The sequence below is a fragment of the Rhodococcus sp. P4_E4 genome (genome assembly GCF_056401575.1).
Genome location: NZ_JBFUJB010000011.1, coordinates 22,135 through 42,169, shown reverse-complemented (window position 1 = coordinate 42,169; position 20,035 = coordinate 22,135). Strand labels below are relative to the sequence as shown.

Annotated in this window: 19 protein-coding genes; 6 read left to right on the top strand and 13 right to left on the bottom strand. The window is 61.6% G+C overall.

The window, feature by feature from the left end; translation table 11 throughout:
• Positions 1–105 precede the first annotated feature (105 nt).
• The gene (locus AC1DVN_RS13540) at positions 106–1,275 is read left to right on the top strand and encodes a sensor histidine kinase (RefSeq protein ID WP_092764781.1); all 1,170 of its coding nucleotides are present in this window, start codon (positions 106–108) and stop codon (positions 1,273–1,275) included.
• Entirely contained in the window at positions 1,272–1,901 is a 630-nt protein-coding gene (locus AC1DVN_RS13535) for a response regulator (RefSeq protein WP_019745626.1), read from the top strand. Before AC1DVN_RS13540 ends, AC1DVN_RS13535 begins: the two co-directional genes overlap by 4 nt.
• Positions 1,902–1,921: 20 nt before the next feature.
• Here AC1DVN_RS13535 and catC read toward each other — a convergent pair whose 3' ends face one another.
• From catC to catA, 3 genes are read right to left on the bottom strand one after another with little or no spacing between them, the layout of a single operon-like run.
• Positions 1,922–2,203 carry a muconolactone Delta-isomerase gene (gene catC, locus AC1DVN_RS13530; RefSeq protein WP_003940264.1) on the bottom strand — a complete coding sequence of 94 codons (282 nt, stop codon included), beginning with the start codon at positions 2,201–2,203 and terminating at the stop codon, positions 1,922–1,924.
• A gap of 13 nt (positions 2,204–2,216) precedes the next feature.
• The gene (locus tag AC1DVN_RS13525) at positions 2,217–3,338 is read right to left on the bottom strand and encodes a muconate/chloromuconate family cycloisomerase (RefSeq protein WP_019745627.1); all 1,122 of its coding nucleotides are present in this window, start codon (positions 3,336–3,338) and stop codon (positions 2,217–2,219) included.
• Between the two features lie 29 nt (positions 3,339–3,367).
• Positions 3,368–4,207 (bottom strand): catechol 1,2-dioxygenase, encoded by an 840-nt coding sequence (gene catA, locus AC1DVN_RS13520; protein WP_021345771.1) that lies wholly within the window; start codon positions 4,205–4,207, stop codon positions 3,368–3,370.
• A gap of 198 nt (positions 4,208–4,405) precedes the next feature.
• On the opposite strand from catA, the gene AC1DVN_RS13515 reads away from it, so the two are divergent.
• On the top strand, positions 4,406–5,176 hold the full coding sequence (locus tag AC1DVN_RS13515; protein WP_195790858.1) for an IclR family transcriptional regulator: 771 nt from the start codon (positions 4,406–4,408) through the stop codon (positions 5,174–5,176).
• Here the strand turns inward: AC1DVN_RS13515 and AC1DVN_RS13510 are convergent.
• The gene (locus AC1DVN_RS13510) at positions 5,173–6,111 is read right to left on the bottom strand and encodes an AraC family transcriptional regulator (protein WP_021345772.1); all 939 of its coding nucleotides are present in this window, start codon (positions 6,109–6,111) and stop codon (positions 5,173–5,175) included. The two genes, AC1DVN_RS13515 and AC1DVN_RS13510, sit on opposite strands and share 4 nt — an antisense overlap.
• Positions 6,112–6,386: 275 nt before the next feature.
• Here AC1DVN_RS13510 and AC1DVN_RS13505 point away from each other — a divergent pair, with 275 nt between their 5' ends.
• Positions 6,387–6,956 (top strand): flavin reductase family protein, encoded by a 570-nt coding sequence (locus tag AC1DVN_RS13505; RefSeq protein WP_019745631.1) that lies wholly within the window; start codon positions 6,387–6,389, stop codon positions 6,954–6,956.
• An 11-nt stretch (positions 6,957–6,967) separates the two neighbouring features.
• The gene (locus tag AC1DVN_RS13500) at positions 6,968–8,596 is read left to right on the top strand and encodes a 4-hydroxyphenylacetate 3-hydroxylase family protein (RefSeq protein ID WP_020971036.1); all 1,629 of its coding nucleotides are present in this window, start codon (positions 6,968–6,970) and stop codon (positions 8,594–8,596) included.
• A 186-nt stretch (positions 8,597–8,782) separates the two neighbouring features.
• Here the strand turns inward: AC1DVN_RS13500 and AC1DVN_RS13495 are convergent, their stop codons facing one another.
• The 9 genes from AC1DVN_RS13495 to AC1DVN_RS13455 are packed head-to-tail and all read right to left on the bottom strand — an operon-like array spanning position 8,783 to position 18,908.
• The gene (locus AC1DVN_RS13495) at positions 8,783–9,673 is read right to left on the bottom strand and encodes a phytanoyl-CoA dioxygenase family protein (protein WP_020971037.1); all 891 of its coding nucleotides are present in this window, start codon (positions 9,671–9,673) and stop codon (positions 8,783–8,785) included.
• 10 nt (positions 9,674–9,683) lie between these two features.
• Complete coding sequence (locus tag AC1DVN_RS13490) at positions 9,684–10,559, bottom strand: NAD(P)-dependent oxidoreductase (RefSeq protein WP_477993909.1); 876 nt, start codon at positions 10,557–10,559, stop codon at positions 9,684–9,686.
• Between the two features lie 5 nt (positions 10,560–10,564).
• Complete coding sequence (locus AC1DVN_RS13485) at positions 10,565–12,046, bottom strand: flavin-containing monooxygenase (protein ID WP_029256439.1); 1,482 nt, start codon at positions 12,044–12,046, stop codon at positions 10,565–10,567.
• Positions 12,047–12,061: 15 nt separating this feature from the next.
• Positions 12,062–13,546: an aldehyde dehydrogenase family protein gene (locus AC1DVN_RS13480; protein WP_477993908.1), complete on the bottom strand. Its 1,485-nt coding sequence runs from the start codon at positions 13,544–13,546 to the stop codon at positions 12,062–12,064.
• Entirely contained in the window at positions 13,543–15,033 is a 1,491-nt protein-coding gene (locus tag AC1DVN_RS13475; RefSeq protein ID WP_317830358.1) for an amidase, read from the bottom strand. The genes AC1DVN_RS13480 and AC1DVN_RS13475 overlap by 4 nt, the downstream gene beginning before the upstream one ends.
• Positions 15,020–15,778, bottom strand: a complete 759-nt coding sequence (locus AC1DVN_RS13470; RefSeq protein WP_029256441.1) for a gamma-glutamyl-gamma-aminobutyrate hydrolase family protein — start codon at positions 15,776–15,778, stop codon at positions 15,020–15,022. The genes AC1DVN_RS13475 and AC1DVN_RS13470 overlap by 14 nt, the downstream gene beginning before the upstream one ends.
• On the bottom strand, positions 15,756–16,841 hold the full coding sequence (locus tag AC1DVN_RS13465; RefSeq protein ID WP_019745639.1) for a Zn-dependent alcohol dehydrogenase: 1,086 nt from the start codon (positions 16,839–16,841) through the stop codon (positions 15,756–15,758). Before AC1DVN_RS13465 ends, AC1DVN_RS13470 begins: the two co-directional genes overlap by 23 nt.
• A gap of 20 nt (positions 16,842–16,861) precedes the next feature.
• A complete protein-coding gene (locus AC1DVN_RS13460) occupies positions 16,862–18,241 on the bottom strand; it encodes a glutamine synthetase family protein (protein ID WP_019745640.1) in 1,380 nt (459 codons plus the stop codon).
• Entirely contained in the window at positions 18,234–18,908 is a 675-nt protein-coding gene (locus AC1DVN_RS13455; RefSeq protein ID WP_259118480.1) for a hypothetical protein, read from the bottom strand. Before AC1DVN_RS13455 ends, AC1DVN_RS13460 begins: the two co-directional genes overlap by 8 nt.
• Positions 18,909–19,249: 341 nt before the next feature.
• Here AC1DVN_RS13455 and AC1DVN_RS13450 point away from each other — a divergent pair, with 341 nt between their 5' ends.
• Positions 19,250–19,843 (top strand): TetR/AcrR family transcriptional regulator, encoded by a 594-nt coding sequence (locus tag AC1DVN_RS13450; RefSeq protein ID WP_084325436.1) that lies wholly within the window; start codon positions 19,250–19,252, stop codon positions 19,841–19,843.
• Positions 19,844–20,035: the final 192 nt, after the last annotated feature.

The window sequence follows — 20,035 nt, the reverse complement described above, 5'->3', positions numbered from 1 at the left end:
CTCGGGTGACGAACCGTGCCCCGTCTGGTTGTGTAGATATCATCCGAATGGTTGATACGACGGCCTGGCACCCTCCGTAATATTCGAGGGATGAGTAACGGAGCCATGAACGCCGACGCCGAACTCGGCCTGCGCGGCCCGTTGGCATATGCGATCCACGCGTCGTTCTTCGTACTGCTGTCCACGTCAGGAGTCCGGTACGTCACAGTCCACGGGACCAGCGGTCGGTTCGGGGTGGTACTCGTCCTGGCCGTGGTCCTCGCCTTGCTCTACGCCGTGATGGCTACGGTGTCTTCGCGAGATGTGGTTCGCCAACGACTGTGGATGTGGCCGGTACTGAGCACCTGGGCAGCGCTGGTCTGGCTTGCGCCGAGTTTCGCGTGGTGTGCGTTCCCCGTTCTCTTCCTCTGTATTCGTCTGTACCCGAGCAAGATCGCCTACCCCCTCGTCGGGATCCTGGGCGTCCTCGCCGGAATCGCGTTCTACCGAGTCACCGGTCGTGCCGAATTGGTGACACTGCTCGGACCTCTGTGCACCGCGGCACTGGTCGCGGCAGCGTACGGGCAGATGGAACGAGATGCCCGAGAACGCCTTCGGCTTCTACGTCAGGTAGCAGAAGCGCAATCTGCATTGGCAGATACCGAACGTGCTGCCGGCGTTGCCGCTGAGCGAGAGCGCCTCGCGCGCGAAATCCACGACACCGTTACTCAGGGACTGGCGAGCGCTCTTCTACGACTCGAGGCAGCCGAACAAACTTGGAATACAACGGGTTCGCCGTCTCAAGCCGATGTCGATGCCGCAGCAGAGAACATCCGAACGAGCTTGATGCAGAGTCGCGACCTCGTCCACGATCTGGCACCGGCCAAGGGCGGTACGGGCGACTTCGACGCCTTGGTCGTGGCCGCCGCCCGCCAGTTCGTCCCGACCGTTCGGATCCGCACCGTCGGTGAAGCCGTCATCTTGCCCTCGGACGTAGCTCATGCCATCGTGCGAGTGGTCTCGAGCGCGTCGTCCAACATCGCCCGCCACGCTCGCGCCGAAACGGCGGGCGTGACGATCACGTATCTCGACGACTCCATCTCCGTGGACATCTTCGACGACGGCGTCGGCTTCGATCCGGGAAAGCTCGCCGACCATTCTCGGTACGGTGGATACGGCCTACGTGCGATGCGAAGTCGCATCGCACAGCTCGGCGGATCGTTCACCGTGGAAAGTGCACCGGGAGACGGCACCGTCGTCGCGGCCCAGTTCCCTCTCGAACGGAGGATCCGGTGACCACCACCATTCGCGTGTTCCTCGTCGACGATCATCTGGTCGTGCGAGCCGGGCTGAGAGCGCTGCTGAACACTCAGCCGGACGTCGAAGTAGTCGGCGAAGCATCGTCCGGTGAGGGGGCGGCCACGGCGATACCGTCGGCCTCACCGGATCTGGTGATGATGGATCTGGACATGGGCACCGGCATGCACGGTGCAGAAGCGATCAAACGCTTGCGAAGCGACGGTGTCGATGTTCCCGTACTGGTTTTCACGACGTATGACACCGACGCCGACGTCGTGCGGGCCGTCGACGCCGGTGCCATCGGTTACCTACTCAAGGACTCAACGCCCGACGAGATCTTCGGCGCGGTGCGCGGCGCGGTAGCCGGGCGCAGCGTTCTCTCTCCCACTGTGGCCTCTCGTCTTGTCCAGCAGATGCAGCGCCCGCAGGAAGCGCTCACCGCCCGTGAGTCCGAACTGCTCAGCCTGCTCGCCGAGGGGATGACCAACCGCGAGCTGGGCAAGGCACTCTTCATCAGCGAAGCGACGGTGAAAACCCATCTTGGGCACATCTACGCCAAGCTCGGCGTCGATACCCGCTCTGCCGCAGTGTCCGTCGCATTGCGCCGCGACGGAATACGCTGACCCGCCCGCCCGCGCAGGCTCTACTTGATCGAAGATCCGTGCTGCGTCAACGGCATGACCTCGATGGTCATGTACGGGAACAGCGGGAGGTTCCAGAGAATCTCATGGAGTTCGTCAGCCGACTCGACGTCGAAGATGCTGATGTTGCTGAACTGTCCCACAATTCGCCACAGATGCACCCACTTTCCCTGTCGCTGAAGGTCTTGCGAGTACGCCTTCTCCGTTGCGACGGTATCGGCGCGTACTTCCGGATCCAGGTCGCGCGGAATATCGACGTCCATTCGAACGTGAAAGAGTGCCATGTTCTTCTATCCTCTAGTTCCTGGTCCAGGTTTTGACGGCGTCCATGTTGAGTTCGACTCCCAGGCCAGGTCCGGCGGGGAGGTGCAGCTGACCCTCGGAATACTTCAGGGGTTCCTGAAGCAACTCTTCGCTGAAGAGCAGTGGGCCGAAAAGCTCTGTTCCGAAGTTGATTCCAGGCTCGGCGCACGCGAAGTGCAACGAAGCGGCGGTGCCGATCGGGCCTTCGATGGACGTCGCACCGTGGCACGCGATACCGGCGGCCTTGGCAATTGCGACGATGTCGCGGCTGCGCTGGAGGCCACCACACTTGGTGGTCTTGAGGGCGATGACATCGGCGGCGCTCCGGCGGGCGATTTCCAGAGCGTCGTGTGGGGTCTGCACACTCTCGTCGGCCATGATCGGAATCGGTAGTAGCCTGCTGAGTTCGGCGAGGACCTCGATTTGGTCTGCCGGAGTGGGCTGTTCGATCAGTTCGACTCCACCGTCTGCGAGTTGTGGCAGGTACCGCAGCGCCGTGAAACGATCCCACCGCGCGTTGACGTCGACGCGGACGCCGGCGTGGCCGTCGAGCGCCTGCGCGATGCTGACGATGCGCGCGACGTCGACCGCCGGGTCGAGTGCTCCCATTTTCAGTTTGAAGCTGAAATTGAGCCGGGATTCGAGCTTTTCGTGAGCTTCTTCGATGATCTCGTCCGCCGGCGCAGCACCCAGTGCCCACGTGACGTCGACACTCTCGCGGAAAGCCCCGCCGAGGAGCGTGTGCACGGGGACTCCCAGGCTACGTGCCCAGGCGTCGTGCAACGCCACGTCGACGGCGGCCTTCGCGAATCGTGCATTGGCAACAACTTTTTCGATGTCGGCCATGATCGCGGTGATCTGATCCACGCGCCTGCCGACCACCACCGGCGCGATGTACTTCTCGATGATGACCTGCATCGTCTCCACCGATTCGCCGCCCCACCACGGACCGCCCGGAACGACACCTTCGCCATATCCGATAACACCGTCGGATGTGCGAATCGCGACCAGCAACAACGGCTGCGCCGTCATCGACGTGGTGGCGAACTTGTGGGGGCGAACCAGCGGAACGTCGAGGATGGTCGTCTCGATGGAGACGATCGACAGGTCTGTCATCAAATCACTTTCTTTCGAACAGTTGTGGATCAGGCCGGGTCGAGCACGAAGTCGTACGTGACCCGGTTGATTCCATCGGCACCCGGCTTCGGATCGAGAATCAGTTCGGGCTTCGTGGCAGTTGCCACGTCGTTCTCGATCCACTCACCGTCCTTGAAATAGAGCTGGGTAGTGATCGTGCGCTTACCGGGAGCCTTCACCATGAGGTGCAGGTGCGCCGGACGCCACGGATGCCAGCCGGCCTTCTCGATGAACCAGCCGGTGGGGCCGTCGGTCGGGATCTGGTACGGCGCAGGCTGAATCGTGGTGATCTCGAAGCGCCCCTCATCATCGGCAACGATCGTTCCGCGGAGGTTACCGTCGGGGATGTGCGGCGCGAAATGGGAGTAGTAGCCTTCGTCGTCCGCGTGCCAGAGTTCGACGGTTGCACCGCCCAACCCCTTGCCGTCGAGATCGCGAACCTGGCCCTCGAAGACCAGCTTCGATCCAACCTCGTTGTCACGCATCGGAAGTTCACACTTGGCAGGCAACGTCTTGGCGTCGGCGACGTAGTACGGGCCCTCGATGCTTCCCTTGGTTCCGTGCTGGCCGCGGTACGCAACCTCCTCGACGTTGTGCTCGAGGAAGACGTCCAGCCACAGTGGCCACTCGCCGAACTGGCCGATGTCGATGATCCACTGCTTGAGGACGCGGTACTCGGGGTAAGTGACGCCGTGCTTGTCGATGACGCCGGCGAGTGCCTCGAGCACGTCCTTGGCGATGGCCGAGACGCGCTCGGGCGGGGTGTCCGCGCTGACTCGTTCCTGGAGGAACTTGTCGGTGGCGGCCGTGCCCGAACCTACTGCGGTGGGGCTCTCGGAAGTGGTCATGTGGTCCTCCTCGGGGCCGTATGTGGCTGTTACCGGGTGGGTGCCGTACTGCTGGGCTGAGTCGGCTTCCCAAGTCTGGTTGTACGCTCTGCGTACATCTGTTACGCTCTGCGTACGCTTGTACTGTGCGCCCAGTCACAGGGTTTGTCAACCTTCGAGGGCACTGATCAGGCATACCTGCAGATGAAAGGTCATTTCGTGAGCGCGAACGATCGCGATTACATCCAGAGCATCGAGCGTGGATTCGCTGTGCTGATGGCCTTCGACGAGAAGAACCCCAACCCGTCGCTCGCAGATCTTGCCGCCGAAACGGGGCTCTCCCGCCCCGCGGTCCGGCGTATCCTCCTCACCCTGCAGAAACTCGGATACGTCACCGGCAACAACAGTCGGTGGTCGCTCACCCCGCGCGTTCTAAGCATCGGCCAGCACTTCTCTGCATCGCATGCCCTGACCGAGGCTGCGCTCCCCCGCCTGCTGGAGATCGCAGAACACACTCACGAGTCGGCGTCGCTCGGGGTCCTCGACGGCGTCGACGTGGTCTACGCCGCGCGAGTACCCGTACGCCGGATCATGAGCATCAACGTCAGCGTCGGTACCAGAGTGCCTGCATATGCGACCTCCATGGGCCGCGCCCTGCTAGCCTGGGCGCCAACCGAAATCGTCGACAACGTCATCGCGAACTCCACGTTCGACGCCCTCACACCCACCACGATCACCGACGAAGGCGCATTCCACACCGCACTTCGAGTGGTGCGCGAGCAGGGTTATGCACTCACGTCCGAGGAACTGGAAGACGGCCTGATTTCCCTCGCCGCCCCCGTCCGCGACGCCGGCGGAAGCGTCGTCGGCGTGGCAGCGTGTTCGACCTCGGCAGGCAGGACAACCCCGGAAGCTTTCCGCACCGACGTCGCACCGTTCCTCGTCGAGAAGGCGAATCAACTCAGCGCAGACATGGGATACCGGAGCTAACTTCTCAATACTTCGGAAGGCAACACACCGTACTTACGCCGAAAAGACGACGCGAATCGTCCGGTGTGCGTAAAACCCCATCTCACAGCGACATCGGTGACCGTCGTCGAGTCGTCGGCATCCACCAGATCTGCGTGGACCCGCTCGAGGCGGATGTCGAGCAGGCATTCCGACGGACTCCGGCCCACGTACTGCCGAAATCCCTCCTGCAATCTCCGTACGCTGACGCCCGCCACCTCGGCCATCTCGGCTGCGGTCCACACGCGGGCCGGATCGTCGTGCATCTCGTCGAGCACCCGCTTGACGATGCGCGGCCTGGCGTGTCGCACCGCGTCCTCACTTTCGGGCATTGCAGCGAGGACGAATGCCGTGACCACGGCACCGGAGAGCTGAGCTGCCACCAGTTCGTTGTGCAGCACGCCGACCGGGCCGAGTATCTGATCCGACAGTGAGCGAACAAATTTCAGCCATCTGGCTCCGTCGTCTCCCCGAAGATCCACCTGATCAGGCAAGTGCATTCCGGGCCGGCCGAGTACCTTCTCCATCTCGCGGTCGAGGTACTGACGGTCCATCCGGACTCCGACAATTTCGCAGTCCGCGCTCCACCGCGTGATTCTTGTGGTGATGTCGGGCGGACACACCGTCGCAACGCCCTCCGTCGAGAGCACGTGCGAGCCCGCGAACACCGACTCGAGCTCGCCCGAGAGCGGGATGTTCACCCCGTAGGCACCGGGATGCTCGGATTCGACCGCGACGTCTGCTCCCCATCGAATATGAGCGATCCTCAGCGGTCCCAACTCGGCGGTGCACACCCCGACTCCGCTGGCCGCGTGCCGTGACAACGGCGTGAGCGTGTGCGGAAAATAGGCGTCCGAAACCGCATCACACGCCTCGTCCCAGTCGCGGGGAGCTGTACCGATCATGGAGTCGACCATCGTCCTTCTTCACCTTCCAAACCCGTGACCAGCCACATTGCCGAGCATGAGCGCTGAACATCATTGAACACTGTGTCCCCGGTCACTTCCAAGAGGAAACGGATACAGGCTTCGATCGGGTGCGCAATCCGGATAGACACCGCGCTGTACGGATCGACCGAACGCCGCGCTCGCCGTACGTTCGTCTTCACTCCCGGCGCGAGTCGTCCAGCACCTCCGCCTCCCGCACTTCGCGGCACCCTCACTCACCAGCCATCCGACAAGGAGGTCCGGTCATGGAACAAAATCAGCTTCGAGGCATCTTCGGCCAATTCGCGAGCGGCGTCACCGTCATCACCTGTACCAATGCCGACGGTCAACCACACGGAGCCACCGTCACCGCATTCACGGCAATCTCCCTGGAACCACGCCTGTGCCAGATCACGATGACGCGAAAGTCCAAGGCGTGCGGCTACCTCGGCAACGCGCCGTTTGCCGTCAACATCCTTGCCGCCGACCAAGTGGACACGGCCATGCATTTTGCCGGCCGACCGCAGCGCACCGAACCGAAGTGGATCGACGGACCGACCGCCCCCCTGCTCGACGGCGCCGCAGCAACTATCTCGTGCGTCCCGTGGAAGGAGTACGACGGCGGTGACCACATCATCTTCATCGGCGAGATCGTCGACGCGCAGTCGAGCGGCAAAGATCCGCTTCTGTTCTACCGAAGCACTTTTCACGACCTAGGCGCTACCTCGTCGACCACAGTCTGGAACGGCAGTCAGGACGACCCCCACAGCGGATGGTTCGACGCCACCACTTCCTTCACCCCGATTCATCTTCAGCCCGCACCCCAAACGATCTGAAAGGCTTTGCCATGACGACCACCGAAATCCCTCCCACCGGCGTCGACCCCGCAGATTCCGGAGCGCCACAGGTCAATCCGGCCGCCGACAGCGAAGCCAACCGCACGAAGAACTTCGCCACCCGGCCGATGACGGGTGACGAGTACATCTCGAGCCTGCAGGACGGTCGCGAGATCTGGCTTCACGGTGATCGCGTCAAGGACGTCACGACGCACCCCGCGTTCCGGAATCCGATCCGCATGACCGCAAGGCTGTACGACGCTCTGCACACGGGCGAGCACGTGGACGCCTTGACCGTTCCGACGGACACGGGCAACGGCGGTGTCACCATGCCGTTCTTCCGCACTCCGACGTCCTCGGCTGATCTGCTCAAGGAACGCGACGCCATCGCGACGTGGGCACGTATGACCTACGGCTGGATGGGCCGCTCCCCCGACTACAAGGCAAGTTTCCTGGGAACCCTCCACGCCAACAAGGAGTTGTACGCACCGTTCCAGGACAACGCCGAGCGCTGGTACCGCGAATCGCAGGAGAAGGTTCTGTACTGGAACCACGCGATCATCAATCCCCCGGTGGATCGCCAACTTCCACCGGACGAAGTCGGCGACGTCTTCATGAAGGTGGAGAAGGAAACCGACGCCGGTTTGATCGTCAGCGGCGCCAAGGTGGTCGCCACCGGATCGGCGATCACGAACTACAACTTCATCGCTCACTACGGTCTGCCGATCAAGAAGAAGCAGTTCGCCTTGATCTGCACGGTACCGATGGACGCCCCGGGTGTGAAGCTGATCTGCCGCACCTCGTACACCGAACATGCTGCGGTGATGGGCAGTCCGTTCGATTACCCGCTGTCGAGCCGCATGGACGAGAACGACACCATCTTCGTCTTCGACAAGGTGTTGGTTCCATGGGAGAACGTCTTCATGTACGGCGACGTCGACCGGATCAACGCATTCTTCCCTCAATCGGGTTTCCTGCCGCGCTTCACCTTTCAGGGCTGCACTCGCCTGGCCGTCAAGCTCGACTTCATCGCCGGCCTGTTGATGAAAGCACTCGAAGCCACCGGCGCCGGCGGCTTCCGCGGAGTTCAGACCCGTGTCGGCGAGGTGATCGGGTGGCGAAACCTCTTCTGGTCGTTGACCGAATCGATGGCACGCGATCCCGAACAGTGGGTCGGCGATTCGGTGATCCCGAAGCTCGAGTACGGCCTCACCTATCGAATGTTCATGATCCAGGGGTACCCGCGGATCAAGGAGATCATCGAACAGGACGTGGCGTCAGGCCTGATCTACCTGCCCTCGAGTTCACTCGACTTCAAGAGCCCGGACGTACGCCCGTACCTCGACAAGTACGTTCGTGGTTCGGACGGCATCACCGCCGTCGACCGGGTGAAAGTCATGAAGGCTCTGTGGGATTCGATCGGCACCGAGTTCGGCGGGCGCCACGAGCTCTACGAGCGCAACTACTCCGGCAATCACGAGAACGTCAAAGCGGAACTGCTGTTCGCAGCCCAGAATCGTGGACACGCAAGTTCCATGAAGGGACTGGCCGAGCAGTGCCTGAGTGAATACGACCTCGACGGCTGGACGGTCCCTGACCTCATCGGCAACGACGACGTCTCGTTCTTCAAGAACCGGTAGCTCACGCGGTACGAACACTGCACCCTTGGTCAGGACTAGGCAATTGCCTAGTCCTGACCTGAGACACACGATGTCAAGGTGAATCAGCTGGAGTACGCCCATGACGGATATGTTTCTCGATTCGAAACCCAGAAACTACTGTGCGAGTTGGGTTGCGGGTGGCAAGCGACGTGCAGGATCGAGGGTTCAGCGGGCAGTCGGGAGTTCGACGGCGCCGTTTTCGAGGAGAACGTGTGCGTCGATCATCTGACCGCCCCGTTCGACGTAACCCATCAGGTTCGCTCCGGACCCCCAGCCGAGCAGTCGCTGTACCTCTTCGGAAAGATCAAGCAGTTTTTCACGCGGGATTGACAGGTATTGGTTCTCTTCCTGACGTAAGCAGGCGAGGTCGAATGCCATCGTCAAGCCGGTCCGTGGCGCCTCGGACGAGTTGTTACCACCGCCGTGGTACGTAGAACCGGTCCAGATGAGGGCAGCACCGGCCCGCATCACGGTCGGCGCCGCTTCGGCTTGTTTCGGGCCTCGTTGGTCGTCCCACCGATGGCTTCCGGGTATGACGAGGGTGCCGCCGTTTTCTGCTGTGAAATCGCTGACCGCCACCATGATCTGCAGTCGGCCCTCGCGTCCGTAGTCGGGGTGGCGCCACAGAAAGCTCGTGTCGTCTCGATGGAGACGCTGGGCACCCTGCCCTGGGTGGATTTCGATTGCCTGAGTGACACCGATCTGGATATCAGGCGTGATTTCGATCTGGTCGTCTCCGACCCAGACGGACAGGGGCACCTGAAGGATCTTCTTGGCGGCCCCGTAGTAGAGCGGGTGGAGCGCGATCTGGGGCATGAGGTCGATCCGACCGAACAGCCCTCCTGCTCTTCGCGTTTGGGTTCCGGCGAAGAATTCGTCTTCTCCGTAGCCGGTGCTTTCAAGGACGGGGCCAAGTTGGGCGCGCAGCTCGTCGAGCTGGGGGGTGTCGAGGAAATCTTCGACGATGACACCGCCGTCGCGGTGGATCACGTCGACGATCTCGTCGACTGTTGTTGTCGAGGGCAGGGCGGTGAGGTGATTGGCCATGGTTGTCATTGATGTCTCCTTAGATTGCGGATTGAGGGTTGGCGGAGAGTGTTTCGATTTGGGCGAAGATGCCCTTGTCCCCGTGCCCGGCTGCGCATGCACGTTGCAAGTTGTCGAGATTCGCCGTCATCAGAGCGGCGCGTTGGCCTGCTCGCTGCATCGATTGTTGCCAGGCTTCTACTGCGGCTGCGTATACGTTCAAGGTTGCCTGATCGGTCTCGTACTCTCCGGATTCGAACGCTTTGAGCGCTTCGTGAAGGAGTTCGAGAAGTTTGTCGGTCCACAGGTGCAAACTGTGGCGCATCTCCGCGATCGCGACGTCCTCGGACCGCACGTACGCTGCTGCTTCGTGGAAGGCACCGAGCGCGACGTTGAAGAATGCGCCTGCCATGGCCGCGTCGATCACGTTGGCGGCACCGGGACGGGCTCCGACATATCGTGATTGGGCGGCGATGGGTGTCAGAAGGCTCTGGACGCCCTCCCACACGTCCTCGTCTCCGGAATAGTTGATCCCTGAACTTTCGGTTCCGATGTCCTCCGGGTATGCAGCTATGGCTCCGTCGAGGTACCGAGCGCCTCGCCCTGCGATCCACTCGGCGAACTGGTTCGCTTCCTCCGGCGTACCGGTTGCGGTGTTGACGATGATTTTTCCGGCAATCGAATCTGCTTCTGTAACGACATCTTTGGCGATCTCGTAGTTCAGGAGACTGATGACGATTAGCGGGCTGGCCGCAATCGCAGATTGTGGAGATTCGGCGACTGTAGCTCCAGCCGCAGCGAGGGGTAACGCTCTGTCGGCGGTTCGATTCCACACCGTCACCTTTGTCCCGCTACGTATGAGCGCCTGAGCGAGAGCTGTTCCCATCAAGCCGGTGCCGAGTATTGATACGTCCATGTTGTTCATCCTTTGCCTGTCGTCAGTGCACGGAAGTCGGACTTGCGGAATAGCCTTGTGCGCAACCAGTATTCGATTGTGCTGGCCGGCCACAGGGTGTCGATTCGACCGTCAGCGGATTGATACCAGCTGTCGCAGCCACCCGATGCCCATACAGTTCGGCGCATGCGTTCTTGGGTGGCGGCGTAGCTGCCTGTCTGGACGGTGCGATCGAGTTCGAGGGCAGAGATACTTTTTCGGCGCATGTACTGCACTGCCGAAGCGATGTATCTGGCTTGTGCTTCGATCATGAAGATGATCGAGTTGTGACCGAGACCGGTATTCGGGCCGTTGAGGAACCACAGGTTCGGGAACGCGGCGGATGCAAGCCCGAGCTTTGTTGCGGCGCCCTCGCGCCAACTGTCGGAGAGTTCGACTCCTTCGCGGCCGAATACTTTCATCGGTGCCAGGAAGCTGGTTGCCTGGAATCCGGTCGCGAAGATCAGGGTGTCGACTTCGTGTTCCGCTCCCTCTGAGTCAATGATCGAATGCGGGCGGATCTCGGAAACCCCCGAGGTGTTCAAGTGCACATTTTCCCGTTGCAGCGCGGGGTACCAGTCGTCGGATATCAAGCGACGTTTACAGCCGGGATCGTAATCTGGGGTGACCTTCTGCCTCAAGTCCGAATCCGGCACCTGCTGTTGAAGATTGGCGAGCGCCTGGGATCGGTACTGTTCGACGAGTTTGCGATTTCCGAGGAAGGCGCTGGCGAGCTTTTCGAATGCCCAGTAGGTCCGCCATCGCAGCCACCGTTGACGATAAGGACGCCGTGAGAATCTTTCGCGGGTGGCGGGCGACAGCGCGGCATCACCACGTGGCATGACCCAGTTGGGTGATCGCTGAAACACATGCAGGGTCTCGGTGTGCGGGGCGATTTCGGGGACGAACTGGATCGCACTGGCGCCGGAACCTATCACCGCGACACGCCTTCCCGACATGTCGAGGTCATGTCGCCACTTGGCGGAGTGGAATGCGGCACCCTCGAATGATTCCAGTCCGGGTAGCTGCGGGATGTACGGATTACTCAAGCCCCCTGAGCCGTTGACGACAACGGCAGCCGTCACTGATTCGCCGGATGCGAACTGGATGTTCCACCGGAGCCGGTCCTCGTCGAACCGCATTTCGGAGACCTCGACACCGAAGCGGATGTGCGGCAGCAAATCATACTGCGCAGCAACAGATCTGAGATAGTCGAGCAGTTCCGACCATGGCGGGAAGATACGGGTCCAGTTCGGGTTCTGAGCGAAGGAGTAGGAATACAACACGCTGGGCACATCGCAGGCTGCCCCTGGGTATGTGTTGTCGCGCCAGGTTCCGCCGACATCGTCGGCGCGTTCGTACAGGACGAAGTCGTCGATGCCCTTCTTCTTCAGTTCGATCGCCATGCACAGCCCGGAAAACCCGGTTCCGATGATCGCGATGTGGCCGTCGTTGACCCGTGATGACATGTGCTGTGCCTTTGTTCAGAGATGGATCCACGTCGACTTCGTCGACGTGAATTTGTCGAGTGCATGGATGCTCTTGTCCACACTGTGGCCTGAGAGTTTGCGACCGCCGAAGGGGACGGAGAGATCCCCTTCCTCGTAGCAGTTCACCCAGACAAGACCTGCGTCGATTTCGCGCGTGAGCCGGTGGGCTCGTGTGAGATTCGACGTCCACACCCCCGCTCCGAGACCGAACGGTGTGGCGTTAGCCAACCTGACGGCGTCAGCGTCGTCAGTGAAACGGGTGACTGCGAGGATCGGTCCGAAAACCTCTTCGAGGAACAGGCGGTGCTCGGCCTGAACATCGGTGAACACGATCGGATCCAGGTACGCCCCCGAACCTGCTCGTTCCTGCAGCGAACCGTGGGCGAGCGTTGCGCCTTCTGTGTGAGCAGTTCTCGCGTGTTCGAGGACGTCCGCGCGATGCGCCCGACTCGCGACGGGCCCGATGTGGGTATCGGGATCGAAAGGGTCACCGACAGTGCAGCGCTTGATTTCCGAAACGACCTCGGCGAGGAATTGATCCGCGATCGTTTCCTCGACCAACAAGCGAGCACCTGCAGTGCACATCTGTCCGGCGTTGAAGGTAATTGCCCACGCCACGGTGCGCGCTGCAACGGCGAGGTCCGGAGCATCGGCGAATACCAACTGTGGGCTCTTGCCGCCGAGTTCGAGATGCACGGGTTTCGCATTCGACTCACCCGCGTAGATCAGCAGCTGTTTGCCGACGTCCGGTGATCCGGTGAAGGTGAGACAGTCGACGCCGTTGTGGCGAGCAAGGGCAGCTCCGGCCTGTCCACCGCTACCTGTGACAACTTGCAGCACGCCGTCGGGAAGTCCTGCAGCCGAACCCAGCTGAGCCAAGCGAAGCAAGGACAACGGTGACTGTGTAGCGGGCTTGATGACCATGCTGTTGCCTGCAAGCAACGCAGGGGCGATTTTCCAACTACTGAGAGTGAGTGGGAAGTTCCATGGGGTGATCGCCGCGACCACCCCCACCGGCTCACGGCTCACCAACGCGACCGCATCGATCAGGCCGCGTGGCGACTCGTCGTAGAGTTTGTCAGCCAGTTCTCCATACCAGCAGAAGGTGTTCTCGACGGCGCGCAGCTCGATATCACGTGCCATCTGGATCGGCTTACCCATCTCGAGTGTGATGAGCGCAGCGAGTTCGTCGCGGTGCTCGTAGACGAGCTCTGCCCACCGCTGCAGTACCGCACCACGCTCGCGCGCACTGATCCTCGCCCACCGGCCATCGAGAAACGCCGCGCGAGCACCTTCGACGGCTCTGTCGACGTCGGCGTGAGTGGCCAGCGGGACACTGGTTACGACGGTGTCGTCATGCGGGGATAAGACATGGTGGCGCTCACTCCCGTCACCGTTGAACCATTGACCGTTCAGCCACATAGCCGATGGCGCTTCGATTGACGTCGCGAATCGTGTCCATTCCTCGCGGGTGTTCATGTGCGTTCCGTTTCCGAGTAGAGGGTCGGCATTTTTTCCGTTTCTGGGAGGAGCGGCTTGCCGGCATGAATCGGTGGGACGCGGCCTGCCCATGGGACGGCTTCCTCGAGTTGCGCGGCCACGGCAAGCAACAGATCGTCACGGCCGGGAGCTGCGGCGAGCTGCACTCCGATCGGCAGTCCGTCACACATTCCTGTGGGGATGGAGATAGCCGGTTGGCCCGTGACGTTGTAGATGGCAGTAAAGGGCGAGTACTTCGCCAAGGTGTCCACCCACTCGCCGGCGGTGATACCCCGCCGGTTGGAGTCGAGTTCGCCGACGTGCCAGGCGGTCGTCGGTGTGGTGGGCGTGAGAGTGAGGTCGAAGAATTCGAAGAAGCTCGCCGTGCCACGGGTCAGGTGATTCTGGTAGCGGCGGGCGCGGGCGATGTCCGCCCATTCCACGGTGAATCCGTGACGAACCATGGCGGCAGTCGAGCTCTCCAGCAAGGAGTACATGTCCTCGATGGCGCGTACTCCGGTCAGTGCGCGCATGGACTCTGCGATCGACGCAGACCAGAAAGTGAGATTGAGATCCCGAAACAGTTCGGGGTCAACATCTGGTGCCGCATTCTCGACGTGGCCGCCGAACTGTTCGAGCAAGCGCGCGATGCGCATCACCTCGGCTGTCACGGCGGGGTCCGCAGCGTGACGACTGCCAGGTGATTCGGTCGACACAGCGATCCGGAGGCCTTTCGGTCGCCGGCCGACTGCTCGGCTGTAGTGGCCGGGGCTTCGACGCGGCTGAAAGTACCGGTCCCCCGGTGCGCTGCCGTGCACTACGTCCATCAACGCGGCGGCGTCGCGAACTGTCCGGGTGACCGCGAACTCAGTCGTGAGGCCGAAGAGCGGTTCATCCGAATCCGGGCCGGGTGGAACGAGCCCGCGGGTCGGTTTGAGTCCCACCACCCCGCACAGTGCGGCAGGGATTCTTATGGATCCGCCGGCGTCGTTGGCGTGCGCCCACGGCAAGGCCCCGGCGGCAACGAGCGCCGCGGAGCCACCGCTGGATCCACCGGCGACCCGCTGTGGGTTCCAGGGGTTGCGGGTAGGACCGTTCACTGCCGATTCCGTCGTTGCGCTGAATCCGAATTCTGGTGTGGCAGTGCGACAGGTCACGGACAGTCCGGCAGCGCGCCACCTAGCCATCAGATCGGAGTCACGTGTGGCGATATAGCCTGCGGTTGCTGCGCTACCGTTCTCGTTCGCTATCCCCGCCGCAGTGCACAGGAGATCTTTGAGCGCGAACGGAACTCCGCTGAAAGGACCGGATGTGGAATACGTCGGTGGTGGGTCGAGTGGAGGACCGACGGTGGCACCGAGGTGCGTGTCGACGTGGGAGATTGCAGCCAGTGCGGCTTCGCGCACTTCAGCAGGGGTTACTTCTTTCCGGTCGAGTCGACATTTCAGATCCGTGGCGTCCATGTCCGAGTATTCATGCAACTCCATCGAGCACTTCCTTTCGCGCGAGAGCGACCTGGACCAACCATGCGAAGACGGGGTCCTTCCGGCGCCATTCCGGATGCCATTGGACGCCGACGATCGGTCTCCCGCGCATCTCCACCGCTTCGACGACACCGTCCGGAGCCCACCCGCTGGGAGTGAGGCCCGGGCCGAGCCGGTCCACTGCTTGGTGGTGCAAGGAGTTGACCTCTACGTGTGCGCCGTATATCTCGAACACCGTCGAATCAGTGGCGATCCGTACGGGGTGGGTCTCCTCGGCTATGCCCAGTCCTGGTGACTTGTGGTTGATGTCTATGGTCGGAAGATCAGGCACGAGCGTGCCTCCCAATGCCACATTCAGCATCTGCATCCCGCGACAGACACCCAGCAGTGGAGTACCGAGTTCTACTGCACCCGATATTAATTCGATCTCATACGCATCTCGACGCGGGTCACTGTCCGGGTCGGTGGGCGCGGCGTCGATACCCAGTGTTTCGGGGTGAACATCCTGCCCACCAGAGATGACTATTCCGTCGAGCCGCTCAATCAGGTCGATTCCGCTTGCCTCATAGGGAATTTGGACGACCAGGGCGCCTTCGGACGACAGCCGGGTGGGAAAATCGGAGTAGTGCATGTCGAACTCGAGATGGCGGTACCGAGGTTCGACGGCCAGGCGTTCCGCGCTCGAGCGCCGACCGGTCACTCCGATCAATGGGCGACGCGCACGCTCAGGCGAATTCGACGACGACACGATTCACCCCTCCTTCACGAAGCGCTGCGATTCCTGTGTTGATCTCGCCGAAGGGGACTCGCAACGAGATCATCTCGTCGAGTTCGAGTCGGCCCTGGACGTACAGCTCGGCCAATCGCGGAATATCGGTCGGGAATTGGTTCGACCCGAGGAGGGAGCCTTGCAATCGCTTCTCCTGGAAAAACAATTCCGACGCTGTGATCCGCAGCGGCTCGTCATCAGGAACCATGCCGAGGACCGTGGCCACTCCGCCGGGAGCGAGCATCGAGAATGCCTGCTCGACAGTGACTCTGCGGCCGATCGCCTCGAATGAGTAGTCCACCCCACCCGGACACAACGCGCGTACGGCGTCGACTGGTTCGATCTCAGCCGCGTTCACTGACGCAGTCGCCCCGACTCGAAGAGCCTGATCGATACTTCGCTGGTCCACATCGATCGCGATGATCCGGGCCGCGCCGGCTAGCCGGGCGCCCTGAATTACCGAAAGCCCCACGCCTCCACAACCGATGACGGCAACCGACGACCCTGGTTCGATGCGAGCACTGTGCCAGACCGCCCCGACGCCGGTGATGGTGGCGCACCCGAGCAAACTCGCGCGATCGAGAGGTACCGAATCGTCGACGCGGACGACGCTGTTCTCGTGCACGAGCATCTGTTCGGCGAATCCACCGATGCCACCCATTCGTCCCACTGCGCGCCCGGCCTTGGTCGTCAACGCCGGCTGGGGCCGCGAGCGGAGGCGGGAATGATTGGAGCAGAGGGTGAGTCGACCTGCAATGCAGTATCGGCATCGGCCACAAAAAGCTGTCATGCACGTCACGACGTGGTCGCCAGGCGCTACAGCCGTGACGTCTGACCCAACCGATTCGACGATGCCCGATGCCTCGTGACCGAGCACCTCCGGAAGTTCTGTTCGCCAGAGCGCGTCCACGTAGTGCAGATCGGTATGACACAGCCCGACGGCTGCTGTACGTATGCGAACTTCTCGAGGTCCGGCCACGTCGATGTCGAGTTCTTCGAACTCGAGCCGACCAGGGGCAGCGTTCAGTATTGCTGCTTTCATCTTCAGACCTGTCCTCGTTGTCAGACGTGCTCGAAGTAGCGTTCGAGCTCCCAGTCGGAGACTCCTGCGGCCGGGTCTCCCCCAGTGGTGAAGAACTGCAACCATTCCCACCGGCGCGTGCCGATCCAGTACTCCACCAGCTCTCGCCCCAAAACCTCCGTCAGGTTTACATCGCCACTCAATTCCGCGATCGCTCGAGAGAGGCTGGCTGGCAACTTCGGGGTTCCCGGCGGCAATCCCCAGGCCATGACGGTGCATTCGAGGCCAGGATCGCTGTGATCGCGCAGACCGATCAGACCGCCGGCAAGGAACGATGCCATCGACAGATAGATGTTCACGTCCGCCGACGGGACGCGATACTCGACACGAGAGAGCTTCTCGGTCGTGCAGACGGCTCGAACGGCCGCACTCTTGTTGTCAACACCCCACGTGACGGTGGTGGGAGGTCCGTCGAATTCTGCGATTCTGCGGTATGAGTTCACGGTCGGATACTGGAAAGAACTGGCCGCCGCCATTGTGTCGAGGACGCCACCGATGAAGTTCCGCATCGTCTCCGACGGGCGCGAGGGCTCAACTTCATCGAAGAAGGCGTTCCGTCCGTCCTGTTGAAGCGAAAGGTTGATGTGAGCGCCCTGCCCGAACTGGTCCGGCGACCACCGAGCCATGAAGGTGATGGTGCGACCGTGCTCGTAGGCGACTTCCCGCATGATCTGCTTCGTTCGTACGTACCAGTCCGCTGCGGTGAGAATGTCGGTCGGTGGGAGATTTACTTCGATTTGGCCGTGCGCGGACTCGTCTGCCCAGCCTTCCCAAGGGATTCCGGCCCGTTCGATGCGGTCAGCTATTGCGTCCATGAGCGTCGTGTAGTCCCGTGATCTGCTCAACAGGTAGATCGCGCCCTGGGTACCGCCGAGTGGATGCAGGTTCGTGAAACGCTGTTCGCGGGCCTGCTCGATCGACTCTTCGAACACCGTGGCCTCGATCTCCACGGCCGCCTTACCTGTAAATCCAAGCTCGGCAAGCTCTTTGACCACACGTGCGAGCGTGGATCGCGAACACACCGGAAGCGGTGCCCCGTGTTGATCGACCAGATCACACATCACCGTGGCGAGGCCTGGTAGTGATGCGTCGGTTGACAGAGTCGTAAGGTCGGGACGAAGGAAGACGTCGTGCATCTCACCGCGCCAATCACCGAAATCGAATCCGAGCTGAGCGGTGTTCCCGAGATCGACTGCGAGGGCGATATCAGCGAATCCCCAGCCCGATTGCGCTCCGGACTCAAACTTTTTGGGTGACAGATGTTTTCCGACCAAGGCACCATCCAACGTCACGGTTTGTGCGCGAATCGTGCGAACGGAATTGTTGCCGATCCATTCACCGAGGTTCGTCGTGTCAGACATGGAGGACCGCCTTCATTGATGCTCCCGCGACGACCGACAATTGTCGGTTCGTGCCTTTGATGTAGAACTTCCCTGCGCGCAGGGAATAGACGAACAACTCGAAACCCGCTAGCAGTCGACGTAGATCCATCTCGAGCCCGTGAATTTCATACGCATCCGTTGTCGGCCCCACGTGCACGGCTGCGCCCGTGTCGAGAGCAGCCAATGACAATCCGGGCATTCCAGGCAGGCCCGAAGCTTTCTCCCAGAATTCACACGCTGCGATGTCCAGCGTCGGTGGCTCTGGTTCGATAAGAGGGGTTAACGCGGCAACATTCGCAGTGCCCGCCAGGGGCTCGTCCTCGGATATCGCCAGTTCGTCGACGCTGATTCCGACAACAGGAACTGTCGACCCCTCGGGGCTACTGACGTGCACGCCGGTTGCTGTTCGAGTCAATCGCGCGCTTTGCGGATCACTGGTCGACTGCAGGTCGACCTCGGGGGGCATTGCCTCGAGAGCTTTCCTGCCTGAGTCGGAATCGAGAGCAAGGCGCAGGCGGGTCACGACAGCTCGTACCAACGGGGGTGGGTCGAACTCCATCGTGACGGCGACGTCGGGCGCACACCGGGTATGGGATTCATCGGGTCGCGGTGGATCTGTATCCACCCGCTCTCGGATGTCGGTCATGGGGTGGTCCCTCCAGTTTCGGGGCATGGGGCAAGCGATTTGGTTGCGCGTCAGAGAGACGCGGTTTTGTGCGATGTCGCAGCTCTCGCCCTGGTGTGATCTGCCAAGCGCTATAGTCGAGCAATGAAGTCAGTCACATGACTAACTCATGTGACTGAGATTATGGCGGATCGGAGCTAGCGTCAATAGGCAAACTGCAAGAGATCCCGAAGAGCGGCAACGACGCACCCGGAACGCACCGGGCAGATAAAGGATCGACCAGGGTGTCACGCACGCTGAGTGACATCGATACGCTCGACCCCTGGAGTCCCACGACAACGAGAAGGTGAACGGTAAAGCGAATGGCGTATCTGACAGCATCCGAGCGGCGGACTGCGATCGTCAAGGCCGCCGCCCGAGTCATCATTCGCGACGGACTGGCCGCGGCGACCACCCGCCGCATCGCCGACGAAGCCGGAGTCAACCTCGCTGCGTTGCACTACAGTTTCGACGGCAAAGGAGAGATCTATACCGCCGTGGACGACATGTTTCGTGCCACCACAGCGGGATCACGCCTGGTACCGACAACTGGCTGGACACGTCAAGAGATCATCCGTTCATTGCTCGAACGCTTCCAAGATCTTCTCCACGCCGATCGGGACGTCCCGATCGCCCAATACGAACTGCTGCTGTGGGCGCTGCGCAATCCGGACAAGGCCGAACTCGCCAGAGCCAGCTACACGACGTACATATCCGCCTTCGCCGATGAGCTTCGGCACGCAACCGACATCGCCGGCAGCGACGCCACACTGCTCGCCCGCTACACGATCGGCGCAATCGACGGAATCTACATGCAAAATCTCGCAACTGGCGCGACCGGAGTGAGCGCACCCGAACTCGACGCCATCTCGTCCGCAATCGTCGGCATCATCGATTCGATCCACCCGCCCCACTAGAGTTTTCCCGTTTCCCGCCCGGCGTTGCAATCGACAGCGCCGGGCCGCAGTCGTGCCCGTCATCATCCGAATCCCGCAGCTGCATTCAAGGAATTTCCCGGAACTCATTGACGAACAGCAAGGGCGAAGCTAATCTCAGTCGATCGACTCAGTCATGTGACTGACATCACCATCTCCTGAGGGCTATCCCGA

Excerpts from the sequence above, each read along its gene's own strand:
- AC1DVN_RS13540 (WP_092764781.1), top strand. The coding sequence starts at position 106 with ATGAACGCCGACGCCGAACTCGGCCTGCGCGGCCCGTTGGCATATGCG.
- catC (WP_003940264.1), bottom strand. The coding sequence starts at position 2,203 with ATGGCACTCTTTCACGTTCGAATGGACGTCGATATTCCGCGCGACCTG.
- AC1DVN_RS13525 (WP_019745627.1), bottom strand. The coding sequence starts at position 3,338 with ATGACAGACCTGTCGATCGTCTCCATCGAGACGACCATCCTCGACGTT.
- catA (WP_021345771.1), bottom strand. The coding sequence starts at position 4,207 with ATGACCACTTCCGAGAGCCCCACCGCAGTAGGTTCGGGCACGGCCGCC.
- AC1DVN_RS13510 (WP_021345772.1), bottom strand. The coding sequence starts at position 6,111 with ATGGTCGACTCCATGATCGGTACAGCTCCCCGCGACTGGGACGAGGCG.
- AC1DVN_RS13505 (WP_019745631.1), top strand. The coding sequence starts at position 6,387 with ATGGAACAAAATCAGCTTCGAGGCATCTTCGGCCAATTCGCGAGCGGC.
- AC1DVN_RS13500 (WP_020971036.1), top strand. The coding sequence starts at position 6,968 with ATGACGACCACCGAAATCCCTCCCACCGGCGTCGACCCCGCAGATTCC.
- AC1DVN_RS13495 (WP_020971037.1), bottom strand. The coding sequence starts at position 9,673 with ATGACAACCATGGCCAATCACCTCACCGCCCTGCCCTCGACAACAACA.
- AC1DVN_RS13490 (WP_477993909.1), bottom strand. The coding sequence starts at position 10,559 with ATGGACGTATCAATACTCGGCACCGGCTTGATGGGAACAGCTCTCGCT.
- AC1DVN_RS13485 (WP_029256439.1), bottom strand. The coding sequence starts at position 12,046 with ATGTCATCACGGGTCAACGACGGCCACATCGCGATCATCGGAACCGGG.
- AC1DVN_RS13480 (WP_477993908.1), bottom strand. The coding sequence starts at position 13,546 with ATGAACACCCGCGAGGAATGGACACGATTCGCGACGTCAATCGAAGCG.
- AC1DVN_RS13475 (WP_317830358.1), bottom strand. The coding sequence starts at position 15,033 with ATGGAGTTGCATGAATACTCGGACATGGACGCCACGGATCTGAAATGT.
- AC1DVN_RS13465 (WP_019745639.1), bottom strand. The coding sequence starts at position 16,841 with ATGAAAGCAGCAATACTGAACGCTGCCCCTGGTCGGCTCGAGTTCGAA.
- AC1DVN_RS13460 (WP_019745640.1), bottom strand. The coding sequence starts at position 18,241 with ATGTCTGACACGACGAACCTCGGTGAATGGATCGGCAACAATTCCGTT.
- AC1DVN_RS13455 (WP_259118480.1), bottom strand. The coding sequence starts at position 18,908 with ATGACCGACATCCGAGAGCGGGTGGATACAGATCCACCGCGACCCGAT.
- AC1DVN_RS13450 (WP_084325436.1), top strand. The coding sequence starts at position 19,250 with ATGGCGTATCTGACAGCATCCGAGCGGCGGACTGCGATCGTCAAGGCC.